This is a genomic window from Kitasatospora sp. NPDC002551 (assembly GCF_040296005.1).
Lineage (GTDB): Bacteria > Actinomycetota > Actinomycetes > Streptomycetales > Streptomycetaceae > Kitasatospora.
On the sequence record NZ_JBEOWI010000006.1, the window covers coordinates 1 to 14,002 of the forward strand.

Here is a 14,002-nt window from a genome sequence, read left to right on the forward strand (position 1 = left end):
CGGGCCCGCTCGGTTCGGCCGGGGGATGGGCGCGGGCGCCCCGGCGGGCCCGTCGCCGGCCGCCCCCGCGCCCGGATCCGCTCCTGCCCCCGGCGCCCCGGCCCCTCGCGCGGCCGCCGGGGCCGGGCACCCGGCCTTCGTCCCGGTGGGTGCCCCGGTGCCGCTGACCGTTCCCCCGCCCCCGGCCGCCCCGCCGACGGTCGGGCCCGGCGCGGGCACGGCCCCCGGGCCCGTTCCCGGCCCCGGACCCGCGCCCGGGCGGCCCGACGACCACCCGGACGGCCATCATCCGCACCGCCGCCGCACGGACGGCCCCTCCGCCGACGCCCAGGCCGGGCCCGCCTGGGGCGTGGTGCCGGTGGCCCCCGCGCACGCGACCGCCCTCCACCTGGCCATGCGCGCGCTGCGCGCGGACGGCGGCGCGGTCACGCCCGTCGTCCGGCTGCGGACCATCGCCGACAGCCGGCCGACCGGCCTGCCCGGCGGGCTCGGCCCGGTCGACCCGGAGCACCAGCGCGAGATCGAGCGCCGGGCGCCCCGGGACGCCGACGGCCTGCCCGTCCGCCACCCCGACCCGGCGGCGGGCGGCTGGACCGAGGTGGTCAACGACGGCGGGTACCGCGCACCGGGGCGGGCCAACAACGGCCTGGAGATCGCCCTCTCCGCCGTGGACACCTTCACCGGCCGGCCGACCTGCGCGGCCCCGCGTGTGCCCACCGAGGGCGACGCGGGCGAGCGCGGCGGCCGCGACCGCGCCGAGCGCGAACTCGGCGCGCCGTTCCGCGACCTCGGCGACGGCGACCGGGCCTTCGCCCGCCTCGCGGGGGAGCTCCGCCGGGCGGGCCACGGCGCCCAGGCCGTGCTGCTCACCCTGGACGGCTTCGGCCGCCCGCACGCCTGGAACGCGGTGAACCACCAGGACACCGTGACCTACCTCGACCACCAGGCGGGCCGCCGGGCCCCGGCCCCCCTCCACCCCGCCGACCACGGCCTCTGGGCCATCGCCCTCACTCCCGAAGGCCGCCCCCTCGACCTGCCCGCCCCCACCCCGTGACTCCGGCGATCGCCTGCGCCGACCCCTGCTCCGCTCCGACCCGGGGGTTTTATGCAGACCGGTCTACAGATTCACCCTGGGAAAAGGTAGACCGGTCCACATATTCCGCCTTCGACGCAGCAGATTCTCTAGACCGGTCTGCATATTCGACCCCACCGGGCCCGCGAGTACGCCGTGCCAGGACCGTCGCTCAAGCCGGCGGCCGCCACTCGTGCTCCAGGATCGGGTACGTGATCGAGTCACGCCAGGCGCCGTGGACGAAGACGTGGTCGCGGATCCGGCCGTCCTCGGTCATCCCCGCACGCAGGAGGGTCCGCGCGGAAGCCTCGTTGAGGGGGGAGCGGGCCGCCCAGACGCGGTGCAGGCCGAGGCCGTTGAAGCCGAGCTCACACAGCAGATGCACGGTCTCCGTTCCGAGGCCGCGGCCCCACTCGGCCGGGTGGAGGGCGAACCCGATGGTGGCGGCCCGCTGCGGTTCGGTCGCCAGGCGCGCGTAGCCGATCAGCCGGTGCTCGCCGGGCCCGGTGACGGCGAGGCAGTACCCGGTCCTCGGCGTGTCCCCGGCGGAGACGACGGACCGGCCGACGATGGACTGCACCTGCTCCCGGGTGCGGGGCTCGAAACCGAGGTGCCGGGTGGCCCCGGGATCGCCGTAGATCGCCAGAAGGTCGTCGGTGTCCCCGGGTTCGACTTCGCGCAGGGCCAGCCGGCGGCCCGCCAGGTGGACTGGAGTCATGGCCGCGGAGCCTACCCGCGGGGTCGCCGGACGATCAGAAGCGGCGGGCGGAAGGAGGACGGCGGGGCGGTGTGAGGGGGGTCGGCACAATGAGGTGGGCGCGGTGGGGCTGGGCACGAGGAGTCGGAGGTGGCCGCGGTGGCGGTGACGAGGGCGGCGGCGATCGAGGCGGCGCACCGGTGGATCAACGGGGACCTGCCGACGGCGCGCGCCCGGCGGGTCCGTTCGCACGAGTTCGAGCTGGGCTGGGTGGTCTGGGCCGATCCGCCGCCGGTCCACGTGGACCCGCTGACCGGGGAGCGGCGGGCGCCCGAGGAGATCGGGGCGGCCTGCGCCGTGGTGGACCGGACGGACGGCCGGTTCACCGTCTGGCCGTCCGTCCCGGTGCCCGAGGTGGTCCGGCTGTACCGGGACTTCGTCGGCGCGGGCGGGTACGACCCCACCCGGCCGCCCGCCACCGGTCGCGGCACCCGGGCCGAGCTGATCTACCGTGACGCCACCGGTGAGCAAAGGACCCTGGCCCTGCGTTCGGCACCCGGCCTGCCGCACCCGGCGCTGCGCGGCTGGTGGTGGCTGCGCGGGCAGGGAGTCCGCCCCGAGGAGGTGCTCGCCGTCCGCACCGACCTGCGGCCGAGCGCCCTGCCGGGCGGCTACTGGGCGTACGCGCTGACGGCCGAACTCCCGGACGCGCGCCTCGACTTCGAGCTGCCGTACGGCCCGCGCTTCGACCAGCGGGCGGCGGCCGTCCGCGCGCTGCCGCAGGAGGAGGGCGCCGGGCCGGTCCGCAACCGGGTCCCGTTCCCGCGCGCCGCCGCGCCCGCGCCCGCCGAGGCCGAGCACGCGCTCGCGGAACGGCTGACCGCGCGGTTCGGGCCGGACGGCGTCCGGCGGTTCGCGCCGGCGGACATCGCGCGCGCCGACCTGCCGGCCGAGGACGCCCGGGTGCTGCTGACGGTCGGTGTGCCGACGGCCGTCGACGGCTACTTCGCCCTGCACGACCCGGGCCCGGACCCGGTCCTGGGCGGCGCGCGCCCGAACGGCGGCCTCCACGGGCCCGCCACCGTGCTCCCGCCGCTGGCCGACCACCTGGCGGCGGCGGGCCGCGGCACCCGGGTGGCCGAGCGGGAGCGCCGGGCGCTCGCCCCGCAGCTGGTGCTCGGCACGGACGGCTGGGCGCTGATCACCCTGGACACCGCCTGCGGCGCCGTCCGCGCCGTCGACCCCGACGACGCGACGGCCCGCCACTGCAACGCCTCGCTCACCGCCTTCGTGCGCTCCCTCGCCCTGTTCGCCGGCCGGCTGCCAGGCCTGCGCGGGCTCGACCCGCAGGCCGCCGGAGCGGCCGTCGCCGAATTGCAGAACGGCCTCGCGGCGCTGGACCCGGAGGTCTTCGCCGACCCGGAGAACTGGTGGGCGGTCGTCGTCGAGCAGCTCTGGGACGGCCTGCTCTGAACGGGTGGCGCCAGCAGACTGCGCCGAGCCCTCCGCCGCCCGGGTGAACGCCGGAACAACACCGTCCGAATACCGTTCGAACGACCCCGCCGCCCCGGGCCCGAAGCACCCCCCGCAGCCGCGATCAGTGCCCGGACCAGCACGAACACCGGCACGACCGGTCTCCTCCGGGTCGGGATCGCGTAGCGTGGAGAGTTATGCGACTCGGTGTTCTCGACGTAGGTTCCAACACGGTCCACTTCCTCGTGGTGGACGCCCATCCGGGCGCCGCACCCCTGCCCGCCTACTCCCACAAGGCCGAGCTGCGGCTCGCCGAACTCCTCGACGAGCAGGGCGCGATCAGTGAGGCCGGCGTCGAGAGGCTGATCGGCATGATCGCCTCCTCGCTGCGGGTCGCCGAGGACAAGGGCGTGGTCGACATACTGCCCTTCGCGACCTCCGCCGTGCGCGAGGCCGCCAACGGCGAGGCGGTGCTGCGCCGGGTCGCCGAGGAGACCGGAGTGGAGCTGCGGGTGCTCTCCGGTCAGGACGAGGCCCGGCTGACCTTCCTGGCGGTCCGTCGCTGGTTCGGCTGGTCCTCCGGCCGGCTGCTCAACCTCGACATCGGCGGCGGCTCGCTGGAGATCGGCTGCGGCCTGGACGAGCAGCCCGACGCCGCCTGCTCGCTGCCCCTCGGCGCCGGCCGGCTGACCGCCCGCTGGCTGCCCGGCGACGTCGCCGACCCCGAGCAGCTGCGCGGGCTGCGGCGGCACATCCGCGCCGAGATCGCCACCGTCGTCGGCGAGATCTCCCGCCTCGGCGCCCCGGACCACGCCGTGGCCACCTCCAAGACCTTCAAGCAGCTCGCCCGGATGACCGGCGCCGCCCCGGCCGACGCCGGCCCGTACGCGGACCGCCGGCTCACCCGGACCAACCTCGCCGCCTGGCTGCCCCGGCTCTCCGCGATGACCGTCGCCGAACGGGCGCAGATCCCGGGCGTCTCCGAGGGGCGGGCCAAGCAGTTGCTGGCCGGCGCGCTGGTCGCCGACGCCGCGATGGACCTGTTCGGCCTCGACGAGCTGGACGTCTGTCCCTGGGCGCTGCGCGAGGGGATCATCCTGCGCCGTTTGGACGCCATGGACAACGCCGCCGACCGCCGCCGGCCCGCCCTCACCCCCTGACGGCCGGTGCCCGGAACGGCCGGGCGGGCGGCGACCCGCTCCCCGTTCCGGGCGCCGTCCGCTTACGCTGTCTCCCGTGGCACCACCAGCGGGCGAGGACGGAACGCGGGAGGGCCGCGCTCCCGAGGACGGGCAGCCGCGGCCGGACATCCCGCGCCGCCCGGCCCACCGCACGGCCCCCGAGCCGCCCGCAGAGCCGGCCCCCGGGCCGCCCGCCGTCCGGAGCCCGGACCGGGCCCCCGGCACGCCCCCGACGGCGGTCCGCCGGGCCGCCCCGGCGGACCCGACGGACGCCCCCGCCCGCCCCCGCAAGCTGGGCAAGGCCGCCCGTGAGGCCGCCGGCGGCGTCGCCGAGAAGGCCGCCCGGAAGGCCGCCACCAGAGCCGCGGGCAAGGCGGCCGGCGCAACCAAGGCGAGTAAGACGAGCAAAGCGAGCAAGACGAGCAAGACGAGCAAGACGCCCCCCAAGGCCCCCGCCGCCCAGCCCGCGCAGCCCGCCCGCAGCACCCGCACCGCCCGCGCGGCCGGCGCCGCCAAGGCCGCCGTCCAGTCGGTGAAGTCCGTCAAGGCCGCCCGCCAGGCCGCCGCCCGCCCCCCGCTGCTGCGCACCACCGACCGCCTGGTGCTGCCCGCCCACCCGGCCCTGCACATCCCGGACACCAAGGTCGCCCTGTCCACCGCCTCGGTCTACCCGGCCACCACCGCGATCGCCTTCGAGCTGGCCGCCAAGCTCGGCTACGACGGCGTCGAGGTGATGGTCTGGAACGACCCGGTCAGCCAGGACATCGAGGCGCTGCGCCACCTCTCCGACGTCCACGGCATGCCGATCCTCGCCGTGCACGCGCCGTGCCTGCTGATCACCCAGCGGGTGTGGACCACCGACCCGTGGACCAAGCTGGTCCGCGCCCGGGCGGCGGCCGAGAAGCTCGGCGCGAGCGCGGTCGTCGTCCACCCGCCGTTCCGCTGGCAGCGCCAGTACGCCCGCGAGTTCGTCGAGGGCATCCACCGGATGGCGGGGGAGACGGACGTGCGGTTCGCCGTCGAGAACATGTACCCGTGGCGCTACAAGGACCGCGAGATGCTGGCGTACGCGCCGGGCTGGGACGTCACCGACGAGGAGTACCGGCACTTCACCATCGACCTGTCGCACGTCGCCACCTCGCGGGTGGACGCCTTCGCGATGGTCGAGCGGATGGGGGACCGGCTCGCCCACATCCACCTGGCGGACGGCTCGGGCTCCGGCAAGGACGAGCACCTCATCCCGGGCCGGGGCAAGCAGCCCTGCGCCGAGCTGCTGGAACACCTCGCCCGGACCGGCTTCGACGGCCACGTGGTGCTGGAGGTCAACACCCGCCGGGCCGCGTCGCCCGCCGAACGCGAGGCCGATCTCGCCGAGGCGCTCGCCTTCACCCGCTTGCACCTGGCCACCCACGCGCGCGTACGCTGACGGCACACGAACTGCCGTACTCAGGGGGAGACATGGCGGAACAGGACGGAACCCGTACCAGGCCCAGCAGCGACTTCCGCGGGCTCGCGGAGTCGTTCGGCGGGGTGGCGGCGGAGTACGACCGGGCGCGGCCCTCGTACCCGCAGGAGCTGTTCGACGAGCTGGAGCGGCTGGCCGGCCGCCCCCTGCGGGGCGCGCGGGTGCTGGACGTCGGCGCGGGGACGGGGATCTCGACCCGGCTGCTGGCCGCGCGGGGCGCCGACGTGGTGGCGGTGGAGCCGAGCGCGGGGATGGCGGCGCAGTTCCTGGCGAGCGGCCCGGGTCTGGCGCTGGTCCGGGGCAGTGGCGACGAGCTGCCGTTCCACGACCACTCGGCGGACTTCGTGACCTACGCCCAGGCCTTCCACTGGACGGCCCCGGAGCGCTCCGTCCCCGAGGCGGTCCGTGTCCTGCGCCCCGGCGGAGCGCTCGCCGCCTGGTGGAACGTGAAGGACAGCACCGTCGCCTGGGTGCGGGCGATGGGCGAGCGGCTCGCCGTCGCGCTGCCCGGGACCTACCACGGCTACGGTGCCACCAAGGAGATCGCCTCCCACCTCGCCCCGTACGGCCTGCGGAACACGCAGTCGGTCCTCCACTGGGAGCGGCGGATCACCGTCGAGCACCTGATCACCGACCTCTCCTCGCGCTCCTACCTCGCCGCGCTCACCCCGCAGCGGCGCGAGCCGCTGCTGGCCGTCGAGCGCGAGGCGCTGCTGGCGGAGTTCCCGGACGGCTGGGTGATCGAGCCGTACGTGCTGTACCTCAACGTCGCGCTCACCCCGGCCCGAAACCGCGCCTGAGCCCGGCCCGAAACCGCACCTGAACCCGGCCCGGTCCGACGGAGGGGGAGACATGGCGGACGTCCAGGAGTTCCGCGGGCTCGCGGAGTCGTTCGGCGGGGTGGCTGCGGAGTACGACCGGGGCAGGCCGTCGTACCCGCAGGAGCTGTTCGACGAGCTGGAGCGGCTGGCCGGCCGCACCCTGCGGGGCGCCCGCGTCCTGGACGTCGGTGCCGGCACCGGCATCTCCACCCGGCTGCTGGCCGCGCGGGGCGCCGACGTCGTCGGGGTGGAGCCGAGCGCGGGGATGGCGGCGCAGTTCCTGGCGAGCGGCCCGGGTCTGGCGCTGGTCCGGGGCCGCGGTGACGAGCTGCCGTTCCACGAACACTCGGCGGACTTCGTCACCTACGCCCAGGCCTTCCACTGGACCGATCCCGAGCGCTCCGTCCCCGAGGCGGTCCGCGTCCTGCGCCCCGGCGGAGCGCTCGCCGCCTGGTGGAACGTGATGGACCAGGACGTGGCCTGGGTCCGCGCCGCCGGCGCCCGGGAGCGCACGCTGATGCCCGGGGCCGTCCGCCGGTTCGACGAGGTGGAGACGGCGGCCGAGCAGTGGCGCCGCCTCGGTCTGGAGTCCGTCGGCACGGTGCTCCGCTGGGAGCGCCGGACCACCGTCGACCACCTGATCACCGACCTGTCCTCGCGTTCCTACGTCGCCGTCCTCGGCGAGGACCGGCGCCGTGCGCTGCTGGAGGGCGAGCGCGAGGCGCTGCTGGCGGAGTTCCCGGACGGCCCGGTCACCGTGCCGTACCGCCTGGACCTCACCGTCGCGGTCGTCCCCCGCTGACCGCGGCGCTGACCGCATCGCGGACGCGGCGTCCGCCGCCCGGACGGCGGGCGTAGGCTCGACGGACACAGCGGCCCCGCACCCTCCGAACGACCGGGGCCGCCAGCCAGCCTCCGAAGGAGTGGAGCACAGTGCCCGAGCTGAGGTCCCGTACGGTCACCCACGGTCGCAACATGGCAGGCGCCCGGGCGCTTCTCCGGGCGGCCGGCGTAGCCCGCGAGGACTTCGGCAAGCCGATCATCGCGGTCGCCAACTCCTTCACCGAGTTCGTCCCCGGCCACACCCACCTCCAGCCGGTCGGCCGGATCGTCTCCGAGGCGATCAAGGAGGCGGGCGGCATCCCCCGCGAGTTCAACACCATCGCCGTCGACGACGGCATCGCGATGGGCCACGGCGGCATGCTCTACTCGCTGCCCTCGCGCGACCTGATCGCCGACTCGGTCGAGTACATGGTCAACGCGCACTGCGCCGACGCGCTGATCTGCATCTCCAACTGCGACAAGATCACCCCCGGCATGCTGATGGCCGCCCTGCGGCTGAACATCCCGACCGTCTTCGTCTCCGGCGGCCCGATGGAGGCCGGCAAGGCCACCCTGGTCGACGGCACCGTGCGCAAGCTCGACCTGGTCGACGCGATCTCCCAGGCGGTCAACGAGAACGTCTCCGACGAGGACATCGCGATCATCGAGGAGAACGCCTGCCCGACCTGCGGCTCCTGCTCGGGCATGTTCACCGCCAACTCGATGAACTGCCTCACCGAGGCGATCGGCCTCTCGCTGCCCGGCAACGGCTCCGTCCTCGCCACCCACACCGCCCGCCGCGCCCTCTACGAGCGGGCCGGCCACACCGTCGTCGAGATCGCCGACCGCCACTACGGCCGGGACGACCACTCCGTCCTGCCCCGCGCGATCGCCACCCGCGCCGCCTTCGAGAACGCGATGGCCCTCGACATCGCGATGGGCGGCTCGACCAACACCATCCTCCACCTGCTCGCCGCCGCCCAGGAGGCCGAGCTGGACTTCGACATGCGGGCCATCGACGCGATCTCCCGCAAGGTGCCCTGCCTCTCCAAGGTCGCGCCCAACGGCTCGTACTACATGGAGGACGTGCACCGGGCCGGCGGCATCCCGGCCATCCTCGGCGAGCTCTACCGGGGCGGTCTGCTCAACGAGGACGTGCACACCGTGCACGCCGACTCGCTCGCCGAGTGGCTGAAGACCTGGGACGTCCGCGGCGGCTCGCCGTCCGCCGAGGCGGTCGAGCTGTGGCACGCCGCCCCCGGCTGCGTGCGCTCGGCCGAGGCCTTCTCCCAGTCCGAGCGCTGGGATTCGCTGGACACCGACGCCGCCAAGGGCTGCATCCGCAGCGTCGAGCACGCCTACTCCGTCGAGGGCGGCCTCGCCGTGCTGTACGGCAACCTCGCCGAGGACGGCTGCATCGTGAAGACCGCCGGCGTCGACGAGTCGATCTGGACGTTCAGCGGGCCGGCCGTCGTCGTCGAGTCCCAGGAGGACGCGGTCGAGGCGATCCTCGCCAAGCGGGTCAAGGAGGGCGACGTGGTCGTCATCCGCTACGAGGGCCCGAAGGGCGGCCCCGGCATGCAGGAGATGCTCTACCCGACCTCCTTCCTCAAGGGCCGCGGCCTCGGCAAGGCCTGCGCGCTGGTCACCGACGGCCGTTTCTCCGGCGGCACCTCGGGCCTGTCCATCGGCCACGCCTCCCCGGAGGCCGCCTCCGGCGGCACGATCGCCCTGGTCGAGGACGGCGACACCATCGCCATCGACATCCCGGGCCGGCGGATCTCGCTGGAGGTGCCGGCCGAGGTCCTGGACGAGCGCCGCCGCGCGCTGGAGGCCGCCGGCGGCTACCGGCCGAAGAACCGCGACCGCCAGGTCAGCCAGGCCCTGCGCGCGTACGCCGCGATGGCCACCTCCGCCGACAAGGGCGCCGTCCGGGACGTCAGCAAGCTCGGCTGACCCCACCGCGGCACCGGCGAGTGACGAGGAGCCGTCCCGGCCACCGGGACGGCTCCTCCGCCGTTCCCGCCCACCGGGGATAATCGGACCCGTGACCCAGGAACCCAGTCCCCCTGCCCAGCCCGCCGGCGCGCCCGAGCCGGAGCCGATCCGCTGGTTCGGCACCAGTTGGGTCGAGCGCGGCGGCGACTACCGGCTGCGCCGCGTCCTCGTCCCGGTCGGAGCCCTGCTCGCCGCCGCGGCCACCGCCCTCGTGCTGCGCTTCGCCGTGGACGGCATCCAGATCGCCGACAACGGCGGGTTCCTGAACGGGCTGCTGGTCGCCGCCGTCGCGATCTGCTCGCTGCTCGCCGCGCTGCGCACCTGGAAGCTGCTGGCCGAGGGCAAGGAGAACCTGACCGGCTGGATGGCCGAGGAGAAGTCGCTCGGCGTGGTCTGGATCATCGGCGGGGTCGGCGCCCTGCTCGCCTACTTCGTGCGCAGCCTGCGCGAGGCGCCGGGCGAGGCCGTCCGGCGCGCCCGCTACGAGCGGGAGCTCGACCGCCACGAGCGCCGGCAGGCGAACCGCAGCGGGCGGCCCGGCGCCAGGACGCCGGGCCGCCCCAAGCGCAGGCGCTGAGTTCAGGCCCTCTCTCTCGGATCACGTCGGACCAGTGGGCGTCGGTGGAGTGCGTGCATCGGTGGTGCGGAGGAGGGAGTCCATGCGGTGGGGGCACCTCCCGGCCGCCGGGCTGGGGGCCATCGGCGACCGACGACAAGCCGGCGAGGTGCGTGCTCCGGCGGCGACCGCCTGGCGTGATCCGAAAGAGAGGGCCTAGCTGCGGGTCACCGTCCCGCACTCGCCGTCGTCGGCCGGCAGGTCCTTGGTGCGGTCGTACGGGTCGCTGGCGGTGCCGCTGGGCGCCGGCTCGGGGCCGTCGAACGTGGCCGAGAACTGGTCGAACCGCGGGTGCAGGTAGCCGTCGTAGACGTCGCAGGCGCTGTTGCCGATCTCGGACCTGCTGTTGATGTTCAGCTTCTTCGGGATCACGTCGTAGCGCTTCGGGTTGTAGAACCGGAAGGTCTCCACCTTGCGGATCACCGTGCGGGCGGTCCAGGTGTCCCCGGCGACGTCGGCGGCCGGCACCGTCCAGCCGACCGGGCGGGCGGTGCCGCCCCCGCTGCTTCCGTTGCCGCCCTCATTGCCGCCGCCGCCCGGCGCGGTCGGCCGCGCGGTGGGCTTCGGCCTGGGCGAGGCGGCCCGCTTGGCGGCCTCCGGGCCGGGCCGCAGCGCGTACACGAAGGTGAAGTCCGTGTGCACCAGGACACCCTTCTCGCCGTCGCCCTCGACCGTGATCAAGCCCTGGAGCTTCACCGTGCCGTTGACCGGGATCGCCTCGGCCGGGTCGAAGCGGGTGAACCAGTAGGTCGGATCGCTCTCGGCGGACGGCTTGGCGAGCGCCTTGACCGCCGAGTTCTGCTCCTCGGCGTCCAGCATCGCCAGCGCGGCCGTCGGACGCCCGCCGGCCACCACCGCCGGGTCCATGTTGGCCAGCGCCAGGTAGTCCTTGACCAGCGCGACCTGCTCGGCGACCTCCTCGGCGGTGAACACCCCGATGGCGCCGGGCGTCTCCTTGGGCTCGAACACCGTGATACTGGTCGGCCACCCCTCGGCGGGGGAACCGGCCCACGGGTGGTCGACGGTGGGGCGCTGCCCGGCCGCCGCCGACGGCGCCTCGGTCGGCCGGGCCGTCTCCGGCGCGACGGTCGGCACCGGGGCGGACGAGGCCGTGCCGGCGGAACCGTCACCGAAGCGCGTCGAGTACCAGTTCCGCAGCCCGTCGACGTTCAGCGCGGCGAGCACCAGGGCGATGGCCAGCACCACGAACAGCGGCGTGCGCCACTCCAGTGCGCGGCGCGGCCGAGGGCTGCCCCACGCGTCGACCGGCCGCGCCCTGCGGGCGAACCGCTTCTTCGGCGCCGGCCCGTCGTTCACCGAGCGGCGGCCGCCCGGGTCGACCGGCGGGGTGTGCTTCCACTGGGCGGCGAGCATCCGGGTGCGGCCCGTCTGCTCCTTGACGGAGGCACCGTTGACGAACTCCTCGTCGAGGACGAGGTCGGCGAACGGGTCCTTCCCGTCCGGTCCGGACGGGGCGGTCCCGTCCGGTTCCCGGCCCTCGGACGGGCGCGGTTCTGGGTCTTCGGCGATCGGCATCGCGCCAGTATGCCGACGGGGTGTGACGAATGTTCGATCGGGGGCACACCGTTCGGTGAACGCGCCAGCGGTGTGCGGGGATCGGGGCGCTTTTGTCCCTCGCGGGCCCGCCGCCGCGCCCGCGTCAGTCCTTGCCGCGGGCCTTCTTCACCGACCCGACCACCCCGGCGACGGTCACCAGCATGGCGGCCGGGAACAGCGACTCGAAAAACGCCTCGAACACGCCCGCGTCCCCGAGGAACAGCTGCGCCAGCACGTTCAGCACCAGCAGTCCGCCGGCCGCCGGGAGCGCCGCCTGCCACGGGTGCTCGTTCGCCCACCGCTGCAGCCGCCGGTCGCCGCCCTCCCGGCGCAGCCGGGCGCCGACCGTGCCGACCAGGAAGAAGAAGAACAGGCCCCAACCGGCCGGCCCTGCCAGCATGCTCAGCGACCAGTCCCCGTCGATCAGATCGATCACCAGGTCCGTCGCCCCCACCACCGCACCGACTCCCGCGGCCGTCCGCCACGGCCCCAGGGTCGCCGCGGCGACGGCGACCTGCCGGTTCTCACGTCGGGACATCTCTCCGTGTGCCATGACTCCACGGTGCGCCCGCGCCCAGCCCCGGGCCATAGGGGACAACCCGGAGTTTCGCCCTAAGGGGCGCCCCGTCCGGGCTGCCCGCAGAGTGGACGATGCCGCCGGTGGAGGGCGCGCGGTGCGAGGATGGCCGCGGTGACGGAACGCGGCACCGGAGGCAAGGAGCGGCCATGACCAGCAGCGCGGCGCACGGACAGAAGATCGCCTTCCTCGGCACGGGCAAGATCGGGGAGGCCCTGCTCTCCGGTCTGCTGCGGGCCGGCAAGGACCCGGGGGACGTCCTGGTGACCGCCCGCCGTCCGGAGCGGGCCGCCGAGCTGGCCTCCCGGTACGGGGTCGGCGTGGTGGGCAACACCGAGGCCGCCAAGCTCGCCGACACCCTGATCCTCGCGGTGAAGCCGCAGGACATGGGCACCCTGCTGGACGAGCTGGCGCCGCACGTCGCCCCGGACCGGCTGGTGATCTCGGCGGCGGCCGGCATCCCGACCGCCTGGTTCGAGGCCCGGCTGGCGGCCGGCACCCCGGTGGTCCGGGTGATGCCGAACACGCCGGTGCTGGTCGACGAGGGCATGAGCGTCATCTCCGGCGGCTCGCACGCCACCGAGGCGCACCTGGAGCGGGCGGAGGAGATCTTCCGTTCGGTCGGCAAGGCGCTGCGGCTGCCCGAGTCCCAGCAGGACGCGGCGACCGCGCTCTCCGGCTCCGGCCCGGCGTACTTCTACTTCCTGGTCGAGGCGATGACCGACGCGGGCATCCTGCTGGGGCTGCCCCGGCAGGTGGCGCACGACCTGATCGTGCAGTCGGCGATCGGTGCCTCGGTCATGCTGCGGGACTCCGGCGAGCACCCGGTGAAGCTGCGCGAGGCGGTCACCTCGCCGGCCGGCACCACCATCGCCGCCATCCGCGAGCTGGAGAACCACGGGGTGCGGGCGGCCCTGCTGGGCGCCCTGGAGGCGGCCCGGGACCGCTCCCGGGAGCTGGCCTCCGGCGGCAAGTGATGGCCGGGGCCGTCCGGCTAGGGTCGAACGCATGAGCTACGAACTGGTGATCTTCGACAACGACGGTGTCCTGGTGGACAGCGAGCCGCTCTCCAACCGGCTGCTGGCCGAGTACCTGACCGAACTGGGTTACCCGACCACGATCGAGGACTCCTACCGGGACTTCATGGGCACCGCCGCCCACCGGGTGCACGACGTGATCGCCGAGCGCTACGACGGCGCGCGGCTCCCGGAGGGCTTCGACGACGCGTTCCACGGCCGGGTCTTCGACGCCTTCGCCACCGAGCTGGCCGCCGTCCGGGGCGCGGACGCGCTGCTGGAGGAGCTCCGGCGGCGCTCCGTGCCCTACTGCCTGGCCTCCTCCGCCCACCACAGCTGGATCCGCGCCGCGCTGGACGCCACCGGCCTGCGCGGCCACGTCGCGGAGGAGCGGATCTTCAGCGCCCAGGACGTCGGCGTGGGCAAGCCCGCGCCGGACCTCTTCCTGCACGCGGCCCGCGCCCTCGGCGTCGACCCGGCGGCCTGTCTGGTGGTGGAGGACAGCCCCAACGGGGTGCTCGCCGCCCGCGCGGCGGGCATGGACGTCTACGGCTACACCGCGCTGACCGACCCGGCGAAGCTGACCGAGGCCGGCGCCACCGGCCTGATCGCCGACCTGGCCGAGGTCCCCGCCCTGCTGAGCCGTTAGGCCCCGGCCGCGCCCGGCCCCTTCCGGTCCCGCACACCCCTTCCCGGGATCGGCCGTC

General features: G+C 75.0%; 13 protein-coding genes. 10 read left to right on the forward strand and 3 right to left on the reverse strand.

The window, feature by feature from the left end:
* On the forward strand, positions 1–1,054 hold a 1,054-nt coding region (locus ABT093_RS07835), incomplete at its 5' end, for a toxin glutamine deamidase domain-containing protein (protein ID WP_350561577.1).
* 190 nt (positions 1,055–1,244) lie between these two features.
* On the opposite strand, the gene ABT093_RS07840 is transcribed toward ABT093_RS07835, so the two are convergent.
* A complete protein-coding gene (locus ABT093_RS07840) occupies positions 1,245–1,790 on the reverse strand; it encodes a GNAT family N-acetyltransferase (protein ID WP_350561579.1) in 546 nt (181 codons plus the stop codon).
* 129 nt (positions 1,791–1,919) lie between these two features.
* Between ABT093_RS07840 and ABT093_RS07845 the strand changes: the two genes are divergently transcribed.
* From ABT093_RS07845 to ABT093_RS07875, 7 genes are all read left to right on the forward strand, one after another.
* Positions 1,920–3,242, forward strand: coding sequence for an SUKH-4 family immunity protein (locus tag ABT093_RS07845; RefSeq protein WP_350561581.1), 1,323 nt, complete (start codon positions 1,920–1,922; stop codon positions 3,240–3,242).
* A 197-nt stretch (positions 3,243–3,439) separates the two neighbouring features.
* Entirely contained in the window at positions 3,440–4,402 is a 963-nt protein-coding gene (locus ABT093_RS07850) for a Ppx/GppA family phosphatase (RefSeq protein ID WP_350561583.1), read from the forward strand.
* 619 nt (positions 4,403–5,021) lie between these two features.
* Entirely contained in the window at positions 5,022–5,849 is an 828-nt protein-coding gene (locus tag ABT093_RS07855) for a sugar phosphate isomerase/epimerase family protein (protein WP_350561951.1), read from the forward strand.
* 32 nt (positions 5,850–5,881) lie between these two features.
* Entirely contained in the window at positions 5,882–6,688 is an 807-nt protein-coding gene (locus ABT093_RS07860) for a class I SAM-dependent methyltransferase (RefSeq protein ID WP_350561585.1), read from the forward strand.
* A 52-nt stretch (positions 6,689–6,740) separates the two neighbouring features.
* On the forward strand, positions 6,741–7,511 hold the full coding sequence (locus tag ABT093_RS07865; RefSeq protein ID WP_350561587.1) for a class I SAM-dependent methyltransferase: 771 nt from the start codon (positions 6,741–6,743) through the stop codon (positions 7,509–7,511).
* A 131-nt stretch (positions 7,512–7,642) separates the two neighbouring features.
* Positions 7,643–9,487, forward strand: a complete 1,845-nt coding sequence (gene ilvD, locus ABT093_RS07870; protein WP_350561589.1) for a dihydroxy-acid dehydratase — start codon at positions 7,643–7,645, stop codon at positions 9,485–9,487.
* Between the two features lie 91 nt (positions 9,488–9,578).
* A complete protein-coding gene (locus ABT093_RS07875; protein ID WP_350561591.1) occupies positions 9,579–10,106 on the forward strand; it encodes a hypothetical protein in 528 nt (175 codons plus the stop codon).
* A gap of 195 nt (positions 10,107–10,301) precedes the next feature.
* Here ABT093_RS07875 and ABT093_RS07880 read toward each other — a convergent pair whose 3' ends face one another.
* Both ABT093_RS07880 and ABT093_RS07885 read right to left on the reverse strand, forming a co-directional pair.
* Positions 10,302–11,681 carry an SCO2583/SCO2584 N-terminal domain-containing protein gene (locus tag ABT093_RS07880; RefSeq protein WP_350561593.1) on the reverse strand — a complete coding sequence of 460 codons (1,380 nt, stop codon included), beginning with the start codon at positions 11,679–11,681 and terminating at the stop codon, positions 10,302–10,304.
* Between the two features lie 124 nt (positions 11,682–11,805).
* Positions 11,806–12,240, reverse strand: a complete 435-nt coding sequence (locus ABT093_RS07885; RefSeq protein WP_350561595.1) for a hypothetical protein — start codon at positions 12,238–12,240, stop codon at positions 11,806–11,808.
* 188 nt (positions 12,241–12,428) lie between these two features.
* On the opposite strand from ABT093_RS07885, the gene proC reads away from it, so the two are divergent.
* Entirely contained in the window at positions 12,429–13,256 is an 828-nt protein-coding gene (gene proC / locus ABT093_RS07890; RefSeq protein ID WP_350542447.1) for a pyrroline-5-carboxylate reductase, read from the forward strand.
* A gap of 31 nt (positions 13,257–13,287) precedes the next feature.
* On the forward strand, positions 13,288–13,944 hold the full coding sequence (locus tag ABT093_RS07895; protein WP_350561596.1) for an HAD family hydrolase: 657 nt from the start codon (positions 13,288–13,290) through the stop codon (positions 13,942–13,944).
* Positions 13,945–14,002 lie beyond the last annotated feature (58 nt).